Annotated in this window: 20 protein-coding genes; 7 read left to right on the forward strand and 13 right to left on the reverse strand. The window is 59.1% G+C overall.

The genetic code is table 11. The annotated features are described in order from the left end of the window. Window positions 1–4: 4 nt before the first annotated feature. From GbCGDNIH6_RS10440 to GbCGDNIH6_RS10465, 6 genes are all read right to left on the reverse strand, one after another. Entirely contained in the window at window positions 5–325 is a 321-nt protein-coding gene (locus GbCGDNIH6_RS10440) for a hypothetical protein (RefSeq protein WP_157692419.1), read from the reverse strand. A 144-nt stretch (window positions 326–469) separates the two neighbouring features. Continuing rightward, window positions 470–3,139, reverse strand: coding sequence for a pyruvate, phosphate dikinase (gene ppdK / locus GbCGDNIH6_RS10445; RefSeq protein WP_072563833.1), 2,670 nt, complete (start codon window positions 3,137–3,139; stop codon window positions 470–472). A 13-nt stretch (window positions 3,140–3,152) separates the two neighbouring features. Continuing rightward, window positions 3,153–5,207: a glycine--tRNA ligase subunit beta gene (gene glyS, locus GbCGDNIH6_RS10450; protein WP_072563834.1), complete on the reverse strand. Its 2,055-nt coding sequence runs from the start codon at window positions 5,205–5,207 to the stop codon at window positions 3,153–3,155. Window positions 5,208–5,212: 5 nt separating this feature from the next. After that, a complete protein-coding gene (locus tag GbCGDNIH6_RS10455) occupies window positions 5,213–5,638 on the reverse strand; it encodes a type II toxin-antitoxin system VapC family toxin (RefSeq protein WP_072563835.1) in 426 nt (141 codons plus the stop codon). Further along, on the reverse strand, window positions 5,635–5,889 hold the full coding sequence (locus GbCGDNIH6_RS10460) for a type II toxin-antitoxin system VapB family antitoxin (protein ID WP_038512269.1): 255 nt from the start codon (window positions 5,887–5,889) through the stop codon (window positions 5,635–5,637). The genes GbCGDNIH6_RS10455 and GbCGDNIH6_RS10460 overlap by 4 nt, the downstream gene beginning before the upstream one ends. A gap of 120 nt (window positions 5,890–6,009) precedes the next feature. Beyond that, window positions 6,010–6,867, reverse strand: a complete 858-nt coding sequence (locus tag GbCGDNIH6_RS10465) for a glycine--tRNA ligase subunit alpha (protein ID WP_025287409.1) — start codon at window positions 6,865–6,867, stop codon at window positions 6,010–6,012. 87 nt (window positions 6,868–6,954) lie between these two features. Here GbCGDNIH6_RS10465 and GbCGDNIH6_RS10470 point away from each other — a divergent pair, with 87 nt between their 5' ends. From GbCGDNIH6_RS10470 to GbCGDNIH6_RS10500, 7 genes are all read left to right on the forward strand, one after another. Next, the gene (locus GbCGDNIH6_RS10470) at window positions 6,955–7,377 is read left to right on the forward strand and encodes a ketosteroid isomerase-related protein (protein WP_072563836.1); all 423 of its coding nucleotides are present in this window, start codon (window positions 6,955–6,957) and stop codon (window positions 7,375–7,377) included. Between the two features lie 142 nt (window positions 7,378–7,519). Beyond that, window positions 7,520–8,251, forward strand: a complete 732-nt coding sequence (locus GbCGDNIH6_RS10475; protein WP_072564537.1) for a DUF2076 domain-containing protein — start codon at window positions 7,520–7,522, stop codon at window positions 8,249–8,251. Window positions 8,252–8,352: 101 nt separating this feature from the next. After that, on the forward strand, window positions 8,353–9,291 hold the full coding sequence (locus tag GbCGDNIH6_RS10480; protein WP_232449805.1) for a LysR family transcriptional regulator: 939 nt from the start codon (window positions 8,353–8,355) through the stop codon (window positions 9,289–9,291). 66 nt (window positions 9,292–9,357) lie between these two features. After that, window positions 9,358–10,602, forward strand: a complete 1,245-nt coding sequence (hpnE, locus tag GbCGDNIH6_RS10485; protein ID WP_072563837.1) for a hydroxysqualene dehydroxylase HpnE — start codon at window positions 9,358–9,360, stop codon at window positions 10,600–10,602. Between the two features lie 4 nt (window positions 10,603–10,606). Continuing rightward, on the forward strand, window positions 10,607–12,562 hold the full coding sequence (gene shc, locus GbCGDNIH6_RS10490; RefSeq protein WP_072563838.1) for a squalene--hopene cyclase: 1,956 nt from the start codon (window positions 10,607–10,609) through the stop codon (window positions 12,560–12,562). 283 nt (window positions 12,563–12,845) lie between these two features. Next, the gene (locus GbCGDNIH6_RS10495) at window positions 12,846–15,635 is read left to right on the forward strand and encodes a hybrid sensor histidine kinase/response regulator (RefSeq protein ID WP_072563839.1); all 2,790 of its coding nucleotides are present in this window, start codon (window positions 12,846–12,848) and stop codon (window positions 15,633–15,635) included. A gap of 17 nt (window positions 15,636–15,652) precedes the next feature. Then, window positions 15,653–16,603, forward strand: a complete 951-nt coding sequence (locus GbCGDNIH6_RS10500) for an MYG1 family protein (RefSeq protein WP_072563840.1) — start codon at window positions 15,653–15,655, stop codon at window positions 16,601–16,603. 60 nt (window positions 16,604–16,663) lie between these two features. Here GbCGDNIH6_RS10500 and glnT read toward each other — a convergent pair whose 3' ends face one another. From glnT to GbCGDNIH6_RS10535, 7 genes are all read right to left on the reverse strand, one after another. Next, on the reverse strand, window positions 16,664–17,971 hold the full coding sequence (glnT, locus tag GbCGDNIH6_RS10505) for a type III glutamate--ammonia ligase (protein WP_072563841.1): 1,308 nt from the start codon (window positions 17,969–17,971) through the stop codon (window positions 16,664–16,666). 235 nt (window positions 17,972–18,206) lie between these two features. Continuing rightward, window positions 18,207–19,553 (reverse strand): FMN-binding glutamate synthase family protein, encoded by a 1,347-nt coding sequence (locus GbCGDNIH6_RS10510; RefSeq protein ID WP_072563842.1) that lies wholly within the window; start codon window positions 19,551–19,553, stop codon window positions 18,207–18,209. 1 nt (window position 19,554) lies between these two features. Further along, window positions 19,555–20,244 (reverse strand): GltB/FmdC/FwdC-like GXGXG domain-containing protein, encoded by a 690-nt coding sequence (locus tag GbCGDNIH6_RS10515; protein ID WP_072563843.1) that lies wholly within the window; start codon window positions 20,242–20,244, stop codon window positions 19,555–19,557. Then, window positions 20,244–21,137, reverse strand: a complete 894-nt coding sequence (locus GbCGDNIH6_RS10520) for a class II glutamine amidotransferase (protein ID WP_072563844.1) — start codon at window positions 21,135–21,137, stop codon at window positions 20,244–20,246. The genes GbCGDNIH6_RS10515 and GbCGDNIH6_RS10520 overlap by 1 nt, the downstream gene beginning before the upstream one ends. 113 nt (window positions 21,138–21,250) lie before the next feature. After that, window positions 21,251–22,087, reverse strand: coding sequence for an SH3 domain-containing protein (locus GbCGDNIH6_RS10525; protein WP_081370184.1), 837 nt, complete (start codon window positions 22,085–22,087; stop codon window positions 21,251–21,253). Window positions 22,088–22,098: 11 nt separating this feature from the next. Further along, window positions 22,099–22,497 (reverse strand): hypothetical protein, encoded by a 399-nt coding sequence (locus GbCGDNIH6_RS10530; protein WP_072563845.1) that lies wholly within the window; start codon window positions 22,495–22,497, stop codon window positions 22,099–22,101. Further along, on the reverse strand, window positions 22,484–23,263 hold the full coding sequence (locus GbCGDNIH6_RS10535; RefSeq protein ID WP_072563846.1) for a HesA/MoeB/ThiF family protein: 780 nt from the start codon (window positions 23,261–23,263) through the stop codon (window positions 22,484–22,486). Before GbCGDNIH6_RS10535 ends, GbCGDNIH6_RS10530 begins: the two co-directional genes overlap by 14 nt. Window positions 23,264–23,279: the final 16 nt, after the last annotated feature.

Here is a 23,279-nt window from a genome sequence, read left to right on the forward strand (position 1 = left end):
GCCATCAGCGCGCCGCTTTTTCTGCATGGCGGAGAATCAACAGGGCCTTACGCAGACGCAGAATACCCCCGCGCACATGCCCCTGATCGCACAGATGCCGTCCCTGATCGGCAAGTTGCATCACATCAGACGGGGGAGCGCCGAGCACGAAATGCGCTTCCTGTCGGGCCAGCTTATGCTGCAACTGCTGGCAGTAATCCAGCGTATCGGAGGTAATCAACTGAGGCGCATCCGCCAGACCGGGTGTCACGCCACTCCCCAGCAGCACCACGAGCAGAGCGGCCCCCATGCAGGCACAGATACATGATGGTATGCGGCTGTTCATGATCATATCATGCCCCATTCCACATGACCGTGGAATGGGGGCCTGATGACAGGGTTTTAACCTTCCTCTGCCGACCACCGGACGAAACAAAAACGGCGAGGCCCGAAGGCCCCGCCGGATCCGTTTCAGACTGAACGCACGTGATCAGGCCGTGCGATCACCACCGGCACCCAGCGCCGCCTGAGCCGCGGCCAGCCGCGCCACAGGCACGCGATAGGGGCTGCAGGAGACGTAATCCAGACCAACCTTTTCGCAGAACGCGATCGAGGACGGGTCGCCCCCATGCTCACCGCAAATGCCAAGCTTCAGACCATGCTTGGCCACGCGACCTTTTTTTGCAGCAATCTCAATCAGATAGCCCACGCCTTCCTCATCCAGGGAGATGAACGGGTCTTTCGGCAAGATGCCCGCCTCCACATAATGCGGCAGGAACTTGCCGGCATCGTCACGCGACAGACCGAACACGGTCTGCGTCAGATCGTTGGTGCCGAAGCTGAAGAAATCCGCGCTGTCGGCAATCGTATCAGCCGACAGGGCCGCACGCGGCAGCTCGATCATCGTGCCGATCGTATAATCCAGCGTCCGGCCCGCACGGGAAAATACCTCCGCCGCGACCTTTTCGATCTGAGCACGCACGATCTCGATCTCACGCTTGATACCCACCAGCGGCACCATCACTTCCGGCACCGGTGCATTCCCGGTCTCCTCGGCAATCGCAAGGGCACCCTCGAAAATGGCCCGTGCCTGCATCTCGTAGATTTCCGGGAAGGAAATACCGAGACGGCAGCCACGATGACCCAGCATCGGGTTGGCTTCCGCCAGCTCGGCGGCACGGCGACGAATGGTGTCCAGATCGACCCCCAGCGCGACACCAACCTCGGCCAGATCCTCCTCGTTATGCGGCAGGAATTCATGCAGCGGCGGATCGAGCAGACGGATCGTCACCGGCAAGCCCTGCATGATGCGGAACAGATCGGTGAAATCCTTGCGCTGGAACGGCAGCAGCTTCTCCAGCGCCAGACGACGGCCACGCTCATCGGCAGCCATGATCATCTGACGGACGGCCCCGATTCTCTCCGGATCGAAAAACATATGTTCCGTCCGGCACAGACCGATGCCTTCCGCTCCGAATTTACGGGCGGTTTCCGCGTCCAGCGGCGTTTCCGCATTGGCCCGCACCTTCATGCGACGGGCGCTGTCAGCCCATTCCATCAGCGTGGCGAAATCACCGGATAAGGACGGTTCGATCATCGCCACCGGGCCGACAAACACCTCGCCCGTCGCACCGTCGAGGGTCACAATTTCACCCTCGCGGATGGTAATGCCGTTGGCCGACAATTCCTGAGTGCCGTAATCAACCTGGATACCGCCAGCGCCGGCGACACAGGGGCGGCCCATGCCACGCGCCACCACCGCAGCGTGGCTGGTCATACCGCCGCGCGTGGTGAGAATACCCTTGGCGGCATGCATACCGTGAATATCTTCCGGGGAGGTCTCGATCCGGACCAGAATCACCGCCTCGCCCTTGGCAGCGCGCATTTCCGCTTCGTCAGCATTGAACACCACCGCACCACAGGCAGCCCCCGGACTGGCCGGCAGACCACGGGAGAACACCGTGCGCGGTGCTTTCGGATCAAGCGTCGGATGCAGAAGCTGGTCCAGCGAGGCCGGATTGACGCGCTTGACCGCCTCATTCCGGTCGATCAGACCTTCATTCGCCATCTCCACGGCGATGCGCAGCGATGCCGCGGCAGTACGTTTGCCGCTGCGGGTCTGCAGCATGTACAGCGTGTTCCGCTGCACCGTAAATTCGATGTCCTGCATGTCCTTGTAATGCTTTTCCAGCGTTTCACGGACCTGACAGAGTTCTTCGTACGCCTTGGGCAGCGCTTCTTCCATACTGCGCTCACCGGGCTTGGCGCGGGCCTTTGACAGCGGCTGCGGCGTACGGATGCCGGCCACCACGTCCTCGCCCTGCGCATTCACCAGGAACTCGCCGTAGAAAATATTCTCACCGGTGGACGGATCGCGGGTGAAACACACGCCGGTGGCGCAATCCTCGCCCATATTGCCGAACACCATCGCCTGCACATTCACAGCGGTGCCCCAATCGGCAGGGATCTCGTGCAGGCGGCGATAGGTAATGGCACGCGGGTTCATCCAGCTGCCGAACACCGCACCAATCGCGCCCCAAAGCTGCTCCTCAGGATCCTGCGGGAAGGGCTTACCGGTCTCGGACAGTACCATGTCCTTGTAACCGCCCACGACCTTGCGCCAGTCGGCGGCATCAAGAGCCGTATCCTCGATCACGTTGCGATCGAGCTTGATATGCTCGATGATTTCCTCAAACCGATGGTGATCGACACCCAGCACGACACTGCCGAACATCTGGATGAAACGGCGATAGCTGTCCCATGCGAACCGGTCATCCCCGGACGCCCGTGCGAGCCCCTCGACCGTCTGGTCGTTCAGACCGAGATTCAGCACCGTATCCATCATGCCCGGCATGGAAACCCGCGCGCCGGAGCGAACGGAGACCAGCAGTGGATTGTTCCGGTCGCCGAAGGTCAGGCCGACGGCCTGTTCGACCCGCTGCAGCCCTTCCTTGACCTGAGCTGCGAGATCGTCGGGGTAACGACGATCATTCCGATAGAACTCGGTACATAGCTCCGTGGTGATGGTGAAGCCGGGGGGCACCGGCAGGCCGATGCTGGCCATTTCCGCGAGATTGGCACCCTTGCCACCCAGAAGGTTGCGCATATCCGCGCGTCCTTCATTGCGACCAGCACCAAAACCGTAAACCCATTGAGTCATGGAGCAGGCTCCTTCAGCCTTCGATACGGGAGAAGTCGGCAACACGATTCATCGTGTCACGCAAACGGGACAACAGGCGCAACCGGTTACGGCGGAGCGAAGGCTCCTCCGCATTGACGGTAACCTGGTCGAAAAACGCATCCAGAGGACCACGCAGGCGGGCCAGGGATGCCATGGCAGTGGCGTCATCTTCCGCGTCCAGCGCGGCCATGACCGCTGGCTCCGCTTCCTGCAACGCTTCGGCCAGCGCACGCTCTTCCGGCATCTCAAGCAGGGACTCGTCCAGCGTGCCCTGATGAGGCCCATCCTTGCGATCCTCAATGCGCAGAATATTCGCGGCGCGCTTGTAGGCGGCTAGAAGATTTGCGCCATCTTCACTGACCAACAAGGCAGCAACGGCATCGGCACGGGCCAGCAGACGGACGATATCGCCTGCTCCTTCCGCCGTATCATCGGCATGCACCGCAAAGACCGCTGCCAGCACGTCATGGCGGGCCCCTTCGGCGCGGAGCTGCACGCGCAGACGCTCGGCCATGAACGCCAGCAGATCGGCCACCGGCGCTTCGTCGGAGGCAAAGGCGAACAAACGGCCCAACGGCAGCCGCAACCCGTTCTCACGAATAATGCGGATGATCCCCAGCGCCGCACGCCGCAGCGCGAACGGATCGCCCGAGCCGGTCGGAGCCTCCCCGATGGAAAAGAACATCGCCAGCCGGTCGATCTTGTCCGCCAGCGCGACCGCGATCGAGACCGGGGCATCCGGCACCGGATCGGACGGGCCTTTCGGCGCGTAATGATCACGGATGGCATCGGCAATCCACGGCGATTCCCCGTCATGCAGCGCGTAATAGCGGCCCATGACGCCCTGCAGTTCCGGGAATTCCCCCACCATGCCGGTGGTCAGATCGGCTTTCGCCAATAGCGCCGCACCATCCGCATCGCGTGCATCCGCCCCGACCAGCGGCGCGATTTCCCGCGCCAGCCGCCGCAAACGCGCCACCAGAGCGGCCTGACTGCCGAGCTTCGCGTGATAGGTCACACGCTCCAGCACGGCCAACCGGGAGGCCAACGGTTCCTTCCGATCCTGATCCCAGAAATGGCGTGCATCGGCAAAGCGGGCGCGCAGCACACGCTCATTACCGGCCATAATGGCGCGGCCCTGATCGGTGGCCTCGATATTGGCGATAAAAGCAAAATAAGGGGCGGCTTTGCCCTCGGCATCCCGCAACGCGAAATAACGCTGGTTGACCCGCATGGAGACCTGCATCACCTCCGCGGGGAGCGACATGTACTGATCGTCGATCCGACCCAGCAGCGGCACCGGCCATTCCACCAGCCCGGCCACCTCATCGACCAGCCCGGAATCGTCCACCACACTCAGCCCATGGGCAGCAGCAACGCGGGCAATACCCTCCGCCACGCGGCGACGGCGCTCTTCGATATCGAGCACCACATGCCGGTCGGCCAATGCCGCCTGCCATTCGGCAATGCCACGCACCTTCACAGCACCGGGGGACAGGAAGCGATGCCCTTCCGTCTCATCGCCGGAGCGCAGGCCATGCCCGTCATCATCACCCTGAGCGAGCGAAAACGGTACCACCGCACCATCCAGCTGGCAGAGAATGCGGCGCAGGGGACGAACCCATGTGAACAGGCTCGATCCGCCCCAGCGCATGGATTTGGGCCAGGGAAATTTCCACAGCAGCGTCGGAATCACCTCGGCAATCAGCGCTGCCGCTTCACGGCCCGGGCTGGACGTATCGAGTACCCAGTAATCGCCCTCTTCACGCAGGGCTGACCGATCCGCGCCATGTTTGCGCAGGAACCCGGCCAGAGCCTGCTCCGGCGCACCAATCCGCGGACCCCGCTCATTGCCTGAGCGGGCAGGAACGCCTGCCTCCACCGTCGCAGTCAGGGCAAGCCGCCGGGGGCCGACATGCCAGCGCAGATCACGCGGCGACAGATCAGCCAGCGCCTCGCCGGCCAGCCGCACCAGATCTTCCCCGGCCTTGACCTGCATACGGGCGGGGATTTCCTCGCTGAACAATTCCAGCAGTAATTCGGGCATCGGGATCAGTCCTGGATTTCTTGCAACACGGTTTCTTCGGGCTGAATGGCTGGCTCGATGTCGGTATGATCGAAATCCCGCCCTTTGTAGAGCAGCCTGTCACTCTCGGTCTTGGCGAGAGCATAGGCCAGGCAATCACCGTAATTCAGCCGGTGCGCATGACGGAATCGGCCGAAATAACGCCATGCGCCACGCGCCACCGTCGCCTGCTCGGCACTGACGGGGACGATCTCAATCCCGGCGGCGCGGATGAATTCATCAAAACGGAGGCCGGCAAGGCGGCCACCTTTTTCCTCGACCATCATACTTGCCTCCAGCCAGTTGGCGGCCGACATGCGGGGGCGCTCGGCCACGACCAACGCCTCCAGATAGCGTTGGCCATCAGGCTCCCCCAGCACAATCGCCAGCAATGCGGAGGTATCGATAATCACAGTGGCAATCCGCCCTCGGCATACAGCGCGCTATGATCAGAGCTGACCCGACCACGCATATGAGCGCGGATATCCGCTGCGAGGACAGTCAGGCGTTGAAGACGGGACACATGGTCCCGCAGGCGGCGCTCACGCTCCAGACGTTCCCGAAGCGCCTCCGTCACTGCCATGGTCATGCTTTCGCCGGTCAGTGCAGCAAGCTCGGTTGCCAGCACGTAGGCATCCTCACTTTTGATGTTGAGCTGCGCCATGATGGTAGACATCCCGCCGTTGCAGGTAGACGCTACTTCACCTTGTCTACCATCGTCCAGAGGAAATGGTAGAAAATTTTTCGATCATGGAAGAAAGCCGGCTGTCAGGGCTGAAACGCCCTAACCTCCCCCCGCCAGCCACGCTTCGGCACAGCTTTTCGCCAGACTGCGCACACGGGCGATATAGGCGGCCCGCTCCGTTACGCTGATGACACCGCGCGCATCCAGCAGATTGAACAGATGGCTGGCCTTGATGCACTGGTCATAGGCTGGCAACGCCAACCCCTGCCCCACCAGCGCCGCACATTCCTTTTCCGCGTCGATGAAATGGCGGGAAAGCATCTCGGTATTCGCATATTCGAAATTATGGGCGCTGTATTCGCGCTCCGCACGCAGGAACACGTCACCATAAGTGACGCCCTGCCCGTTGAAGTCGAGATCGTAGACGTTCTCCACGTCCTGCACATACATGGCCAGACGCTCCAGCCCGTATGTCATCTCGAAACTGGGCAAATCGACCGGAATGCCGCCGACTTGCTGGAAATAGGTAAACTGGCCGACCTCCATCCCGTCGCACCAGACCTCCCAGCCCAGCCCCCATGCGCCAAGCGTCGGGCTTTCCCAGTCATCCTCGACAAAGCGAATGTCGTGCAGCGCCGGGTCGATCCCGATGGCGCGATAGCTGTCCAGCAGCATGGATTGCGCAGTCTCCGGACTGGGCTTCATAATCACCTGATACTGGTAATAATGCTGAAGCCGGTTCGGATTTTCCCCATAACGGCCATCAGTCGGGCGGCGGCTGGGCTGCACATAAGCGGCGCGCCAGGGCTTGCGGCCCAGCGAGCGCAGTGTTGTGGCTGGATGAAACGTGCCTGCACCCATCTCGACGTCGTAAGGCTGCAAGATAACGCAGCCTGCTTTCGACCAGAAAGCATGCAGGCGGAGGATCAGATCCTGGAAGCTGGGTTTGTCAGGCATTGACGGGCACGGTTCCGAGAAGCGAGAAGCCGCGCACGCTATAAGCTGTCGCCGTCGGCGGCAATCCGCAACAAGTGAGGATCAACCATGACCCAGAATGCCGACGCGCTGATCCGCGCGTACTACAACGCTTTCAACGCCGGCGATGAAGCCGCTTTCCTGGCTCTGCTGACCGATGACGTGGAGCATGATATCAGCCAGGGCGACAAGGAAGTCGGCAAGGAAGCCTTCTCCCGCTTCCTCGCCCATATGAACAACTGCTACCGCGAGCGGATCGAGCTGCTGCGCGTGATGACCGAATCGACCGGCCAGTTCGCAGCCTCCGAATTCATCGTGCATGGTGAATATTTGAAGACGGATCCCGGCGTGCCGGAAGGCACCGCGCCGGCTCGCGGCCAGCGTTACACCTTGCCCGCCGGTGCCTTCTTCACTATCCGAGACGGCAAGGTGGCCCGGATTTCCAACCACTACAATCTCGGTGAGTGGATCCGTCAGGTGAACGAAGGCTGATCCAGTCTGCCCCGTCAGGATATGGCGCTTGCCCTGCCTATCCTGATGGGGACGTCTTGATCGCCGCCCAATGCCGCGCCATGTTTCGTCCAGCACCCTCATGCCGGGGATTGAGGGGACATCGCCAGGAGAGCGGCCGGATATGAACGACCAGGAACGCGAGATCATCACCCGCTTCATCGAGCGGGTCAGCGGGGCACAGACCGCACCGGGAACAGCAGTACAAACGCTGCCGCCCGTCGATCGCGACGCCGATGCGTTGATCGGCCAGCTTTTTACCCGCTATCCCGAAGCCCGCTACCGGCTGACACAGACCGCCTATGTGCAGGATTACGCATTGGCCGAGGCCGGTAAAAAAATTCAGGCCCTCCAACAGCAGGTGCAGCAACTGCAACAACAGGTGCAGGCGCTTCAGCAGCAGAGTGGCCAGCCTCGTGGCGGATTTTTCAGCACTCTGTTCGGTGGCAGCCAGCCCTCCGCCCCTCAGCAGCCAGCTTTCCAGCCTCCACCCCAGCAGGGTTATCCCCAGCAGGGCTACGCGCAACCTGGATATGCCCAACCCCCCTTCCAACGCGGCGGAAGCGGATTCCTTGGCTCAGCCCTGACCACCGCTGCGGGCGTGGCGGGCGGTATGGTGGTCGGCAATATGCTGACCGGGCTGTTCTCCGGCCATGAACATGCCGATCCGGGTGCCGGATTCGGGGCCGGTGGTGACAGCGGCGTCTGGGGCACAGGGGGCGATGCAGGCGGCGCAGCCCCCGGAGGCAATGACTGGGGCAATCTTCAGAACGACACCACTCCTGATCAGAGCAGCTGGGGTGACAGCGGCGATTCAGGGTGGTCCGATTCCGGCGGTGGATGGGACGATCTTTAAGGCCATGCCCGGCTTTAAGACCATGCAGGGGGAAAGAAAGATAAAATTTCCTGATTGACGCCAGTAGAATCATTTGTATTTCTCATGGTTCTACCCACCCGTTGCGTCAGGCAGTTCTTTCTTCCTACCGGAAATCAGTGCTGCCGCAGGAGCAGCCTGAAGTGAATTATCCTGATCTCGATCTCGATCTCCTCCGCTGCTTTGCCTGCGTGGTGACGGAACGGGGCTTTACCGCCGCCGGTCAGGTGATGGGGCTGACGCAATCCGCCATCAGTCTTAAAATCAAACGGCTGGAAGACCTGATCAATCGCCGGGTTTTCGACCGCTCCAGCCGTCACCTCGCTCTGACCCCGGATGGGGATATCCTGCTGGCTTACGCGCACCGGCTGCTATCCCTGAATGATGAAGCCGTGCGACGGCTGGTGGCCAGCCCGATCAAAGGGCATTTACGGCTTGGCGTCGCGGATCACTTCCTGCCCTATCATCTGGCGCAGATTGTGGGCCGCTTTCATCGCACCTATCCCGCAGTCAGGCTGGAAATAGAGGTAGGCCGCTGCGCTGAACTCCGCACCGCCTGTGATGAAGGGCGATTCGATCTGGTTATCGGCAGACGCCGTGCCGGTGACACGATGGGGATGCCCATCTGGACCGAAACCATGGTCTGGGTTGCGGCCAACGATTTCCGGATGCCGGAGCGGGACAAGCCCTTGCCTTTGGCAACCCTCTCAACGGGATGCATGTTCCGGGAACGAGCGCTGGATGTCTTGTCCCGCGCCCGTATTCCACATGAGCTGCGCTATACCTCAACCAGCCTGCTTGGCATCATTGCCTTTGTGCAGGAAGGGCTATGCATTAGCCCCCTCGGTCGTTCCGATGTACCAAGCGGCCTGAAAGAGATCGACTCGTTACCTGCTCTCGGAAATTCCGAGATTGCCGTATTTGGTGATACCTCTGAGGAGAATCTCGAGTTGGTGCAGCCGCTGATTGACCTGTTCCGGGACGACCTGGGCTCGGGCCGTAAAAGCAGCACCTCACCCTGAGACTTTACTTTACGCGTCTCTCCGCGCATCCGTGTGCGCGTGTCACATTCAACCTGTTCATCACCCATGTTCCATATTGTCGGCGGGGGTCTGGCCGGACTGTCCGCAGCCCTTGACCTCGCTGAACGGGGACAGTCCGTTACGCTGTATGAATCAAGTCGTCAGGCAGGCGGGCGCTGTCGCTCCTATTTTGATAAGGAGCTTGGATGCAGGATCGACAATGGGAACCATCTGCTGCTGTCCGGCAATCGGGCGGCGCATGGTTTCCTGCAACGGATCGGCGCGAGTGACAGTCTCAGCGGGCCGGGGAAACCCCTGTTTCCCTTTGCCGACCTCACCGATGGATCATTCTGGAGCGTGCAGCCAGGCCTTGGCCGCCTGCCGCTATGGCTGCTGAAGCGTCAAGCCCGTGTCGCGGGCACAAAGGCACGAGACTATCTCTCCCTGCTGCGCATCCTGCGGGCACAGAAAGAAGCAACAGTACAGGATCTGGCCCTGCCGGAGCCTCTGTTTCGACGGTTGCTGGAGCCTCTTGCGGTGTCTGCGCTGAATACCCGCCCGCATGAAGCCAGTGCCAGCCTGTTCGGAGCCATCATCCATGAAACCCTCGCTGAAGGCGGTTCTGCCTGTATCCCCGCCATTCCGCGGGAGGGTATGTCGGAAAGTTTCGTTGATCCTGCGCTGAACCGTCTGTCCACATTGGGGGTGGAAGTACGGTTGAGCCACCGCATCGTGTCCCTCACCATCGAGAACGGGCGCGTCGTCACACTGGGGAATATCAGGCTGGGAGCAGCCGACAAGGTCATCCTCGCTGTTCCGGCCTGGGTGGCTGCCGATTTGCTGCCTGGTCTGACCGTGCCGGACCAGCATGAAGCCATCATCAATCTGCATTTCCGCACGCCACAAGCTTCCTCCACAAATCCCGATTTCATTCAGGCGGGCTTCATTGGCGTGGTCGGCGGCACGGCAGAATGGATTTTCCGACGTCCCGAGGTAATCTCCGTCACTATCAGCGCGGCTAATCATCTGCTGGATGATCCGGACGTACCAGAGCGCGTCTGGGACGACATCCGGCGCGCCACCGGTCAGCAGGGACAGATGCCCAAACTCCGCATTGTACGGGAAAAACGAGCCACTTTCCTCGCCTCCCCCGGGCAGAATGCCCGACGCCCTCAAGCCGACTTCATGTTGCAATGCGGCATCACCAATCTGGCTCTCGCAGGGGACTGGACCGCAACCGGCTTGCCTGCAACAATCGAAGGTGCCATCAGGTCCGGTTCGATAGCTGTAAAAATGCTACTACCGGGCTGAACCAATGCCAAAAGACACCCCTGCCGATCTGGCTTCTGAAGCCATCTCTGGCGATATGCTGGAACAGGCCGTGCTGCGCGCCAGCATGGCTCTGCACCGGAAACAGCAAACAGACGGGCATTGGGTTTTCGAGCTGGAGGCCGACGCCACCATTCCGGCGGAATATGTGCTGCTCGAACATTTTCTGGATCGGATCGACGACGATCTGGAGCACAAAATCGGCGTCTATCTGCGGCGGATTCAGGGCGACCATGGCGGCTGGCCGCTGTTTCACGAAGGCGCTTTCAACCTTTCCGCCAGCGTCAAGGCGTACTACGCACTGAAAGCGATTGGTGACGATCCGGATGCGCCGCATATGCGCCGCGCCCGCGAAGCCATTCTGGCCGCAGGCGGGGCAGAGCGCAGCAATGTCTTCACCCGCATTCAACTGGCGCTGTTCGGGCAGATTCCCTGGCGCGGCGTACCGGTCATGCCCGCCGAACTGATGATCGCGCCCAAATGGTTTCCCATCAACATGTGGAAAGTCAGCTACTGGTCGCGCACCGTGATCGCACCGCTGCTGGTGCTGATGGACCGCAAGCCGAAAGCACGCAATCCGCGCAACGTGCATGTCCGTGAGCTGTTCCTGAATGATCCCGACCGGATCAGGGACTGGATCCGTGGTCCGTTCCGCTCCGGCTGGGGACATTTTTTCAAATATCTGGACAGCGTGCTGCGTGTTGTGGAGCCGGTGGCGCTGAAACCCATGCGCCCGCGCAGCATCCGTCTGGCCGTGGATTTCGTGCGGGAGCGCCTGAATGGTGAGGACGGGCTGGGCGCAATCTACCCCGCCATGGCCAATAGCGTGATGATGTATGACGTACTGGGCTACAGCCCCGATCATCCGGAGGCCGCGATTGCATGGGAAAGCGTCCGCAAGCTGCTGGTCATCAAGGATGATGAGGCCTATTGCCAGCCCTGCCTTTCCCCCATCTGGGATACCGGCCTGTCGGGCCATGCCATGGCCGAAGCTGAGGGCGCTGTTTCTCCGGGTGTGGCAGCTGCCTGCGACTGGCTGCGGAACCGTCAGATCACGGATGTGGTCGGCGACTGGGCTGAAATCCGTCCCGGTGTCCAACCTGGTGGCTGGGCCTTCCAGTACAATAATGCCCATTACCCCGATGTGGACGATACGGCGGTCGTGGCCATGCTGCTGCACCGGCAGGGTGACCCGGCACATGAGGAGAGCATCCGGAAAGCGCGTGAGTGGATCATCGGGCTGCAATGCCGCGACGGCGGCTGGGGGGCGTTCGATGCCGATAATGACAAGGATTATCTGAACCACATCCCCTTCGCCGATCATGGTGCGTTGCTGGATCCGCCGACCGCCGATGTGACGGCACGCTGCATCTCCTTCCTCGCTCAGCTGGGCAATCCGGAAGACAAACCTGTGATCGACCGCGCCATGACCTGGCTGCGCAAGGAACAGGAAGCCGATGGCAGCTGGTTCGGCCGCTGGGGCACCAACTATATCTATGGCACATGGTCCGTATTGTGCGCCATGAATGTTGCCGGCGTGCCGCATGATGACCCAGCCATCCGGCGCGCGGTCAATTTTCTGTTGGCAACACAGCGCGAGGATGGCGGCTGGGGCGAGGATGAGGAAACTTATGACCCCGCCTCTGGCGCGCAGCCCGGTCGTTACAAGGAAAGCACCCCCAGCCAGACCGCCTGGGCGCTGATTGGTCTCATGGCCGCCGGGGAAGCCGAACATGAGGCGACACGGCGCGGCATTGCCTATTTGCAGGCAACACAGAAGCCGGATGGGGAATGGGATGAAGCGGCCTATACGGCGGTTGGCTTCCCGCGGGTCTTCTACCTGAAATATCACGGTTACAGACAGTTTTTCCCGTTGATGGCACTGTCCCGATATAAAAATCTCCGTAGCAGCAATATGAAAAAAGTTTCGTTCGGATTCTGATTTATAAAGCTTTCGTTTGCACGATGATGCGCTTACTCAGTCAGACGTCACAATAAGACTCCCATTATTCTCCTTATGATACGCTATGCTTTATAGCAGGGCTTGAAGAAGGGTCTTTTTCCTGAACATCCTCAAGGACACCTCATCCATTTCTGGTCTGAACCAGCAAGCATCCGGTGAAGCCGCCATCAAGCCGGATCCGGAAGCACTGGCATCTGGGCGGCATGAAGGCTGTGCAGGCATTGCCACACTGGCTGCACTGGCGTGCGATGCAGAATGTGCAGTGCTTTATATCAACACCACCCCCGGTCAGTCCCCGTTTCTGGACATTCATGGCGCAGGACAGGGTAACCTGCCTTTTTTTCCTCACACCTCTCTTCCTGCACTGGCAAAGGCCTTCATGGCAGGCGAGGAACCGGTCATCCATATCCGGGATGAAGCCCTGCCACAGGAGGTAATCCGGCCTGTTTTCTTCGCAGGCTATCCTGTCATAACGCCTTCTGGCCATCAGCAAGGCGCATTATGCGTCCTGGGGATGACGGCCCGGACGCTCTCCCCCGCACAAAGCAGCCGGCTGCTCGCCCTCGCCCGACTGGCCGGCATGCAGAGCGATCCCCCCGACGATCAATCCGACCACAAGGGGCATGTCCCTGCACAGAGCGACTTTCTGGAACTGCTGGGCACGTCTCCGGACTGTATGAAAATTCTGACGACAGAGGGAACGCTGCTGTTCATCAGCAATGCTGGTCTTAAGGCGCTGGGCATCGCCAATGCTTCCCATGTCATTGGCAAATCCTGGCCGCATTTATGGGACGAGCCTGTGCGCTCTCAGGCCTTAGCGGCCGTTGCGAAAGCGCGATCAGGAGGTATCGGCCGTCTGGAAGGAACCACTACCAACAGCCAGGGTAAATCCTCACACTGGGACATAATCATCACGCCCCTGCTCGATCAGAAGGGCAGCATAACGCGCCTGATGGCCGTCTCCCGCGATATTACTGAAGCACGGGAGGCCCAGCAGGCCCTTCAATACAGTGAAGCCCGTTTCCGACTGATGACGGAAACCCTGCCACAGATCATCTGGATGGCCGATCAACAGGGAGATATTTTATACGTCAGCGAGAAATGGGAGCATTTCAGCGGTCGGTCGCCCCGGCATCTTCTTCGGAAAGGCCGTTGGATGAGTCTGGTCCACCCGAACGACCGCCAGACTCTCCGCACCGCCTGGGCTGCAGCAAAGCAGGAAGGCGCTTTGAAATGCGAGTACCGTATGCGTCAGCGCAACGGAGTCTACCGTTGGTTTCTGCTCACGGCACAACCGGAACCGGATGCCGCCACGGGGGAACCACTCCGCTGGTTCGGCAGCTGCACGGATATCGATGTGGAACGAAACATCCGAGAGGCCCTCGCTGTCCGCAGCCAGGGACTGGAACAGGAAATCGCCCACCATGTGCAGGAACTGGAGCGCATCTGGTGCCTGTCCCGCGATCTTCTGGCCATCCTCCGGTATGATGGCGTTATCCTGAGCATCAATCCGGCCTGGCAAGCAATATTGGGCTGGGACAATATCAAGGATATCGAAAACCCCATTGATACCTTGTGCCACCCGGATGATCTGCCGGAAGTCGAACGCTCAATGGAACAGATGCGGCAAGGACAGACAGTTGTCAGCCAACCTGTCCGTATTCTTCATGTCGATGGCAGCTATCGATGGATTTCATGGAATGCTGTGCCGTTTGACGGGTTGATCTATGCAACCGGACGCGATGTTACAGATCTCATCTCAGCCGAAGAACACCGCAAGGAACTGGAAGCACAGCTGCACCAGGCACAAAAAATGGAAGCAGTCGGTCAACTGACAGGTGGGATTGCGCATGACTTCAATAATTTGCTGACAGCCATCAGGGGCAGTCTGGAACTGATGCAGACCAATCTGGATCGCGGACGCCTGCAATCCCTGCCGCGCTATATTGCCACAGCCCATCAAGCGGTGGAACGAGGGGCATCCCTGACCCACCGTCTTCTGGCTTTCTCACGGCGTCAGACCTTGTCACCATGCACACTTGATCCAGAAAACCTGATTACAGGCATGGCTGAACTGATCAAGAGTATTTGCGGCCCCTCGATTCAGGTTCAGATCAATTTTCAGCCAATCCCTGCATTGATTCAATGTGATCCCAATCAGCTGGAAAACGGATTGCTGAATCTGGTGATCAATGCACGCGATGCCATGCCGCAGGGTGGAACCCTGATCATGGAAACAAACATAATAAAAATACCGGAGCGACATGTCAGCGAAGTAAACGAAACATGGCTTGACAGCGCACTTTCCAATTTCCAGCCCGGTGATTACTTGGTCATTGCCGTGCAGGATACCGGTATAGGAATGACTAAGGATGTCATGAGGCGTGCTTTCGATCCGTTCTTCACGACAAAGCCGATTGGTCAGGGAACCGGACTTGGCCTGTCGATGATTTACGGTTTCATCAAACAGACAGGCGGCCATGTGCGGCTGAAATCATCCCTCGGCTCAGGAACAACGATCTGTCTTTATTTTCCCTGTTATTATGGTGATCTTTCCACTGCACACCATACCGGACAGATGACAGGTTTTTCTGCATCCACCTCCACTTCATCCTCTCATCCAGCCAGTGGTACAATCATGGTTGTGGATGATGAAGAGTCTATCCGCCATTTGATCAAGGAAACCCTTCAGGATCAGGGATACAAAATCTTGTTGGCTGATCATGCCGCAGCAGCACTGAGACTACTGAAAACCACTCTACAAAATGGTTACAGGATTGACGGTCTGATTACCGATATTGGCCTGCCCGGTAGCATGAACGGCCGGCAACTGGTGGCAGAGGCCCTGTCTCTTATCCCTGACCTGCCTGTCCTTTTGATGACGGGATATGACTGCACCCCTCACGCTGCAGACAGGCTGAGCACATATGTACAGGAAAATCTGGATATTCTGGCCAAGCCGTTCAGTATGGATATGCTGTTGAAAAAACTGAGCTCAGTACTGGAGCCATCTTTTCAGCAGCGGACCAGTCGACCGATTTTTAACAATTGAATTTTTTCAGGACTTTCATGACCAAGAAGATTACGCCGCTGCTGATTACCCATAGCGGAAAATTCCATTGCGATGAGGTGTTTGCCTACGCCGTATTACGTTTTGCTCTTGGTCTTTCCAGATCGGGTGAGGACCATGTGCTTCTACGCACCCGCAAGCCGGAGCTGATCGAAACCGGCGATATCGTTTTTGATGTCGGGCTGATCTCGGATCCTTCCAATAACCGGTTTGATCATCATCAGATTGGCGCGCCTACGCGGGAGGATGGAACGCCTTTTTCCTCTGCAGGGCTGGTATGGCAGATGTATGGGGAACGTGCCGTCGCCTCCCTGCTGGCACCACAGGATGCTGCCTTCGCCCATGCCATTGCTACGGCTCTGGATGGAAAATTGGTGAAACGCATTGATGAAATCGACAATGGCGTTTCGGCTTCAGGCCCGGTTGTTCGTAACTCTCTCGATCTTGCAGCCCTTGTCGGCGATTTCAATCCGCCCTGGGACAGCCCTGACGCCAACGGCCCCACAGCCGGAGATGACGCCTTCCAGCACGCGACAGCCATGGTGGCCGGTGTACTGGCACGCCAGGTCGATATCCAGCGCTCCAAGCTGCAGGCTGAGGCACTGGTCCTGGCGGCGCATGCAGCGGCTGATGATAAACGCCTGCTGGTGCTGGAGACCGGCATGCCGTGGAAAAATATCGTATTCAGCCATGATCTTCCGGTATTACTGGCGGTCTCACCTGCCTCCAATGGCAACTGGATGGTCGATACCGTACCGCCAGAACCCGGTTCCTTTGCCCAACGCCTGCCTTTGCCGGAAAGCTGGGCCGGTCTACAGGGCGCTGATCTCGCGGCCGTCAGCGGTGTGGCCGATGCCGTCTTCGTGCATGTGCGCCGCTTTGTAGGCGGCGCCAAAACCCGTGAAGGGGCTATTGCGCTGGCACACAAGGCTTTGGCGCAGGCAGGCTGACCGGCTCTGTCATAAAAAAAAAGGAGCCGAAGCTCCCCTTTATCTGCATCCGCTCAGGACTCAGCAATCCAGTGTCTGCTGCCGTTCCCAGTCGGTGAGGTGATACATGTATTCATCCCATTCCCGCTGCCGCAGCTTGACGTAGCTGTCTACCACATCAGGACCGAACGCCGCACGGATGACTTCCGAACCTTTCAGGGCTCGCAACGCATCCAGCAGATTGCCCGGCAGCCTGCGCACATTGTCGAGCTTCGCGGCATCCCGATACATGTCGATATCCAACGGTTCTCCGGGATCGCCTTTCGTCTCGATCCCGTACAATCCAGCGGCCAGAATAGCGGCAGGCAGCAGGTAGGGATTGGCCGCATTATCAGGCAATCTGATTTCCATCCGTCCCCCTGCAGGCACACGGATCATGTGCGTGCGGTTATCACCGGCATAGGTCACCGTATTTGGCGCCCAGGTTGAGCCTGACAGGCCAGGGGGTGCGATAATCCGCTTGAAGGAATTGACCGTCGGATTGGTAATCGCACATAGCGCGTCAGAACATTCCATCAGGCCGGAGATAAAATGATACCCCAGCGCAGACAGACCAAGCCCGCGTGAATCATCTGGATCGTCCAGAAGATTGCTCTCCCCGTTCCACAGCGACATATGCATATGGCAGCCGCTTCCGGTACGGTTCAGGAACGGTTTTGGCATGAAGGTCGCGCGCAGACCGTGCTTTTCCGCAATCGTACGCACCATATATTTAAAGAAAGTAGTACGGTCAGCCGTTACCAGAGCATCAGCATAATTCCAGTTCATTTCGAACTGGCCGTTTCCGTCCTCATGATCGTTCTGATAGGGTCCCCAGCCAAGCGCCGTCATATAATCGCATATCTCGCTGATTACATCATAACGGCGCATCAAAGCGCCCTGATCATAACAAGGTTTGCTGGAGGTATCGAGCGTATCGCCGATCAATGTGCCCGATGAATCCAGCAGGAAAAATTCAGGCTCTACACCGGTTTTCAGTGTAATTCCTTTTTCTTCTGAAGCCTTTTTCATTTTCTTCAGAACGTTGCGTGGCCCCTGTGGCAGGATCTTGCCGCCCATATGCAAATCTGCAGCCAGCCAACCAACTTCGGGCTTCCACGGCAGCTGGATCAGGCTGTCCGGATCAGGAACCGCATTCACGTCGGGATGAGCAGGCGTCAGATCAAGCCAGCTTGCAAACCCAGCGAAACCCGCGCCTGATTTGACCATGCCATCAATGGCCGCGGCCGGTACCAGCTTTGCACGGTTGGTACCAAAAAGATCGACATAGGATATGAGGAAATAGCGAATACCCCTTTGCTTCGCTTCCTCTGACAAGATGGTCGCCATTGGCGTTTTCCTCTCCAGGACGGCCTGCTTCATGCGGCTGTCAATGCACCCGGACCCGTTACCAGTAATGATTTCACGCCCGCTTCATGCAGACAGCAAACAGGACTATGAAAGATGGCAGCGGGCGACATGATCAACCCTGTAATCGGCGTTTCCCGGCTGTCTTATACCGGTTATGATTTTGTTATGGCTGGCACATGGAACTGTGCCAGCCATTTTTATCAGTCTTGGTGTCTCAGCCCGGCTGAAGCCCGGGAATCCAGTTCGTGCCAGCCAGCGGAACCCGTGCCATCGCAGCGGCCTCCATGGTCAGGGCAACGAGATCTTCCGGTTCCAGATTATGCACATGGCTCTTACCACAAGCCCGGGCAATCGTCTGTGCTTCCAGCGTCAGCACTGAAAGATAGTTGGCGATACGCCGCCCCCCCAATACCGGATCAAGCCGCGCCGACAGAACCGGATCCTGCGTGGTGATGCCGGCCGGGTCGCGTCCTTCATGCCAGTCATCATAAGCCCCGGCAGTCGTACCGAGCTTCGCGTATTCTTCTTCCAACGCGGGATCATTGTCACCTAGCGCAATCAGCGCACCGGTTCCGACCGCCACCGCATCAGCACCGAGTGCCAGCGCCTTCGCTACATCCGCACCCATGCGGATACCACCAGAGACAATCAGCTGCACCTTGCGATGCATGCCCAGATCCTGCAACGCCTGCACCGCCGGACGGATGGCGGCAAGAATGGGTAGGCCGACATTTTCGATGAACACTTCCTGTGTCGCCGCCGTGCCGCCCTGCATACCATCCAGCACCACGACATCCGCACCGGCTTTCACAGCCAATGCCGTATCGTAATACGGACGCGACGCACCAACCTTTACATAAATCGGCTTTTCCCAACCGGTGATTTCACGCAGTTCCAGAATTTTGATTTCCAGATCGTCCGGGCCTGTCCAGTCGGGATGGCGACAGGCCGAACGCTGGTCGATGCCGGGCGGCAGGCAGCGCATCTTCGCAACACGATCAGTAATTTTCTGGCCGAGCAGCATACCGCCACCACCCGGTTTTGCACCCTGACCGATCACAATCTCGATCGCATCGGCGCGCCGCAGATCATCGGGATTCATTCCATAGCGACTGGGCAGATACTGATAGACCAACGTCTGGCTATGTCCCCGCTCCTCCTGTGTCATGCCACCATCACCCGTGGTGGTGGAAGTGCCGACGGTTGTTGCACCGCGTCCCAATGCTTCCTTCGCCGCACCGGACAGCGCGCCGAAGCTCATGCCTGCGATGGTGACAGGAATTTTCAGATGAATCGGCTTTTTGGCATATCGCGTGCCAAGCCACACATCCGTACCGCATTTCTCGCGATACCCTTCCAGCGGATAGCGGCTAATGGAAGCACCAACGAACAGCAGATCATCGAAATGCGGAACCCGGCGCTTCGCGCCGCCACCACGTATGTCGTAGATGCCGGTTGCGGCGGCACGACGAATCTGGCCAATCGTATATTCATCAAATGTCGAGGACGCACGCGGTGGGGTCCACAGGGCGTCATCCTGTCTGGGCGGGGATGCGGTCATGTCAGTAAGCTCCCGCGTTATCGAGATGGAAATTATAAAGACGGCGTGCCGATCCATAGCGACGGAATTCAGCAGGATCGACCTGACCTTCCAGTCTGGCACGCTTGAACAGGTCGAATAATTCCTGCTTGTGCGTGTCACGCATTTCTTTTTCGATACAGTCAGTGCCAAGGCTTTTCACTGATCCGCGCACGAACAGACGTGCCTCATACAGGCTGTCGCCCAACGCTTCCCCGGCATCCCCGAACACGACCAGACGACCGGCCTGTCCCATAAAGGCGCTCATATGGCCGATGCTGCCGCCTACAACGATCTCCACACCTTTCATGGAAATACCACAGCGGGACGACGCATTACCGTCGATGCGCAGAATGCCGCCCCATGCTGTCGCTCCCGCCGAAGCAGAGGCGTCACCTTTCACATGCACAAAGCCGGACAGCATGTTTTCCGCTACACCAACACCGACATTGCCGTTGATAACGACATGAGCCTGCTTGTTCATGCCAGCGCAGTAATATCCGGCGTTACCGTCAATCTCTATAGAGACGGGCGCATCGAGACCGACGGCAATAGCATGCGCGCCTTCCGGATTGACAACCGTCCAGTGGCTTTCATTGGTGTTTTCATGCAGCGCATGCAATGCGCCGTTCAGATCGCGCAATGGCGCGGTAGCCAGATCAAAGGACGGCATCACTGATGCTCCCAGAAATAGACGGTCGCTGGTTCCGGTTCCCACACGCGGGCCTGCTTGATGCCCGGCAGCCCGGCAAGAGCGCGATATTCCGATCCGAATGCGACATACTGATCGGTTTCCGCCATCACGGCCGGCTTACAGGCCACCGGATCACGCAGAACTGCAAAGCCGTTTTCAGTGCCAACGACAAATGTGAAGAATCCGTCAAGATCATTCAGAGATGACTTCAACGCATCCCCGAGCGAAAGTCCCTGCCGCATGCGCAGGCTGAGATAACCCGCCGCCACTTCCGAGTCATTCTCGGTCGTGATGCGAATACCTTCGCGCTTCAGCATACGACGCAGACCGGCATGGTTCGACAGGGAACCGTTATGCACGAGACACTGGTCCATCCCGGTTGAAAATGGATGCGCGCCACAGGTCGTTACGGCCGATTCTGTTGCCATACGGGTATGACCAACCGCATGGGTGCCGGTCATATCGCCGACGCCGAAACGCTGTGCGACACTACGGGGCAGGCCGACTTCCTTATACAGCTCGATCCGGTGTCCCTGTGCGAACACATCCACACCTGGAACATCGTGTAACCAGAGCGCGGCTACATCTCCATACGCCGCGGGAACGATAAACACCGCATGCGTATCGTGGCGGCGCACATCCGGCGCCACGTTCAGCGCATCGCGCAGCTGCGCGGCCAGAGCGGCGAAATCATATCCCTCCTCGGCCCGGAGAGAAAATTTCACCGTCTCCGTACTGCCGCCACCATAGATCGCGATCCCGGCACTATCCGGGCCACGATCGGTCATGGTGCCCAGCATATCGGCTGTCATCCGCCCGAGAAGCGGTTGAAGCCCCTTATCCTTCAAAAAAAGCCCGACAATGCCACACATCTTTCCATCCACCCGGCTTCATCCTGTCGAGGATGAAACAGCATGGCGGATAAAATGTCAACTCATATGAAAATAAATATCATCAGAAGAAATTATAACCAGTTACGTCCGGCTTAATGCGTCACGACCTCATCAGGCAGCAGCCCCCACATCGTGGAGCGGCGCAAATAGCCGCGATAAGATTTCACCTGCACCTGACACCACTCTGATTTGGCTTCACAGTTCTGTATCCGCCCCACCACACCGGGTTTCAGAATGGCAACGGCTGAGGATTCTTCATCAGCCCGGCGGCGCAGTGTGACAGGGGTCTGTCCGATGGTCAGGAAAGTACGACGGCCAGTGAGCGTCGCCTGATGCACCCAGCCCTTGACGCCTTCCTGATCCTGCACCAGACGCCAGACCTGAAATTCACGCACGATCTCAACCGGCAGCTCGCGGCGTTTATAAACCCACTCGATCGGATAGCGCGTATCCGGCCCCACGCGCATATTGACCTCATCGGCCCGCAACGCAGCAAAGCGCGGGATCGGCAGACCGGTGGCCGACCCTTTGTTCGGATCGGGTGGCGGCGGTTTGGGTTTGGCGTTCTTGTCCTCCGCCGCAGGAGCCGCAGCCGTAGAAGCAGCAGCGCCCGCTGTCGCTGCTCCAGCCGCCGCAGCAGCGGCGGCAGCTTTGGGGACATGCTTGCCAGTCGCATGGGCATTGGCAGAAGGTGAAGCTTTGGCCTTATTCCCTGCGGCCCCATGATGCGGAGGAGAGACCACCGGCGTTTTATGAGTCGTCGCCTTGTTATGATGATTGGAGGAGCTGTGCTTCACCACCGGACTGGTCTGCGCATAGGCAGTGTCACCAGCACCCAGCACAGAACCGGCGCATAAGGCCGCCAGCAATACATTCCGCGCAGACCGCTTCAGAACGGGGAGATCAAAATTCACCAAACGGCTGTGCATGCAGTCTCCGTTCATATCGACACGATCTGGCAGCCATGGCTGGCCTCCAGAAATCCGGCAATTCCGCCAATCCGCACCCCGGGCAACACATCATCCGGCATGAGATCAGCCATTTTCAGTCCCGCTTCGCACAGGATCATCGGGATGTCGAATAATGACAGCGCGTCCCGTAACTCCTCCAGTCCTGCCACGCCTTTTGCACAGGTATCCTCATCGCGGCTCGACCCTTCCAGCGCGCTCCAGTCCCGCATCAGGGCAGGGCAGGCTCCCGCGCTGGCAAAGACTACTACGGACCGTCCCAGCGCCGCTGCACCCGCGGCAAGGCTGAATCCGAAATGAACCCGTGTGTAATCGCCGGAGAGCAAGATCAGCCCCAGCCCCCGCGTCTGCTGCGCTTCATCCACGGCCATGCAGCCCCCCACAGGACGGGCAATGGGGATCACGCGGCAGGCGTATCGTGCGGAAACGACCGGCCAGAGCCTCCCAGATCAACAACCGGCCCGACAGGCTGTCGCCCATGCCGCAGAGTTCCTTGATCACCTCTGTCGCCTGCAAACTGCCGAGAACACCGGTGACGGCACCGAGAATCCCGGCCTCCGCACAGCTCGGCACCGCTCCACGCGGCGGAATCTCCGGCGTCAGGCAGCGATAACACGGGCCTTCCGGATCGAGATGCGGGCGAAACGTGGAAAGTTGGCCTTCAAAACGCAGCACCGCAGCAGAAACAAGAGTACGCCGAGCCTGCAACGCAGCATCCGCCACGACAAAGCGAGTCTGGAAATTGTCGCTGCCGTCGCAGACCAGATCATAGGCGCCGATCAACGAGGCGGCATTCGATGCGTCGAGACGACCGACATGCGTTTCAATACGGACCTCCGGATTGATCGCCTCTGCCGCCTGACGGGCCGAATCGACCTTCAGCATGCCGATCCGATCAGTGCTGTGCGCGATCTGGCGTTGCAGGTTGGAGAGTTCGACCCGGTCATCGTCAATCACACCGATCGTACCGACCCCTGCCGCCGCCAGATACAGCAGCAGGGGTGAGCCCAACCCTCCGGCGCCGACAATCAGAACGCGGGCTGCCTTCAGCCGTGCCTGGCCCGCCGCCCCCATTTCAGGCAGCAGAATATGGCGGGAATAGCGATGAATTTCCGGTTCGGTCAGATCAATCGTCATAATGCTTATCATAGGC

It is taken from the genome of Granulibacter bethesdensis (genome assembly GCF_001889525.1).
Taxonomy (GTDB): Bacteria; Pseudomonadota; Alphaproteobacteria; order Acetobacterales; family Acetobacteraceae; genus Granulibacter; species Granulibacter bethesdensis_C.

Bases quoted from the DNA above. Each gene is read 5' to 3' on its own strand.
- GbCGDNIH6_RS10440 (WP_157692419.1), bottom strand. From the start codon at position 325: ATGAACAGCCGCATACCATCATGTATCTGTGCCTGCATGGGGGCCGCT.
- ppdK (WP_072563833.1), bottom strand. From the start codon at position 3,139: ATGACTCAATGGGTTTACGGTTTTGGTGCTGGTCGCAATGAAGGACGC.
- glyS (WP_072563834.1), bottom strand. From the start codon at position 5,207: ATGCCCGAATTACTGCTGGAATTGTTCAGCGAGGAAATCCCCGCCCGT.
- GbCGDNIH6_RS10460 (WP_038512269.1), bottom strand. From the start codon at position 5,889: ATGGCGCAGCTCAACATCAAAAGTGAGGATGCCTACGTGCTGGCAACC.
- GbCGDNIH6_RS10465 (WP_025287409.1), bottom strand. From the start codon at position 6,867: ATGCCTGACAAACCCAGCTTCCAGGATCTGATCCTCCGCCTGCATGCT.
- GbCGDNIH6_RS10470 (WP_072563836.1), top strand. From the start codon at position 6,955: ATGACCCAGAATGCCGACGCGCTGATCCGCGCGTACTACAACGCTTTC.
- GbCGDNIH6_RS10475 (WP_072564537.1), top strand. From the start codon at position 7,520: ATGAACGACCAGGAACGCGAGATCATCACCCGCTTCATCGAGCGGGTC.
- hpnE (WP_072563837.1), top strand. From the start codon at position 9,358: ATGTTCCATATTGTCGGCGGGGGTCTGGCCGGACTGTCCGCAGCCCTT.
- shc (WP_072563838.1), top strand. From the start codon at position 10,607: ATGCCAAAAGACACCCCTGCCGATCTGGCTTCTGAAGCCATCTCTGGC.
- GbCGDNIH6_RS10500 (WP_072563840.1), top strand. From the start codon at position 15,653: ATGACCAAGAAGATTACGCCGCTGCTGATTACCCATAGCGGAAAATTC.
- glnT (WP_072563841.1), bottom strand. From the start codon at position 17,971: ATGGCGACCATCTTGTCAGAGGAAGCGAAGCAAAGGGGTATTCGCTAT.
- GbCGDNIH6_RS10510 (WP_072563842.1), bottom strand. From the start codon at position 19,553: ATGACCGCATCCCCGCCCAGACAGGATGACGCCCTGTGGACCCCACCG.
- GbCGDNIH6_RS10515 (WP_072563843.1), bottom strand. From the start codon at position 20,244: ATGCCGTCCTTTGATCTGGCTACCGCGCCATTGCGCGATCTGAACGGC.
- GbCGDNIH6_RS10520 (WP_072563844.1), bottom strand. From the start codon at position 21,137: ATGTGTGGCATTGTCGGGCTTTTTTTGAAGGATAAGGGGCTTCAACCG.
- GbCGDNIH6_RS10525 (WP_081370184.1), bottom strand. From the start codon at position 22,087: ATGCACAGCCGTTTGGTGAATTTTGATCTCCCCGTTCTGAAGCGGTCT.
- GbCGDNIH6_RS10530 (WP_072563845.1), bottom strand. From the start codon at position 22,497: ATGGCCGTGGATGAAGCGCAGCAGACGCGGGGGCTGGGGCTGATCTTG.
- GbCGDNIH6_RS10535 (WP_072563846.1), bottom strand. From the start codon at position 23,263: ATGACGATTGATCTGACCGAACCGGAAATTCATCGCTATTCCCGCCAT.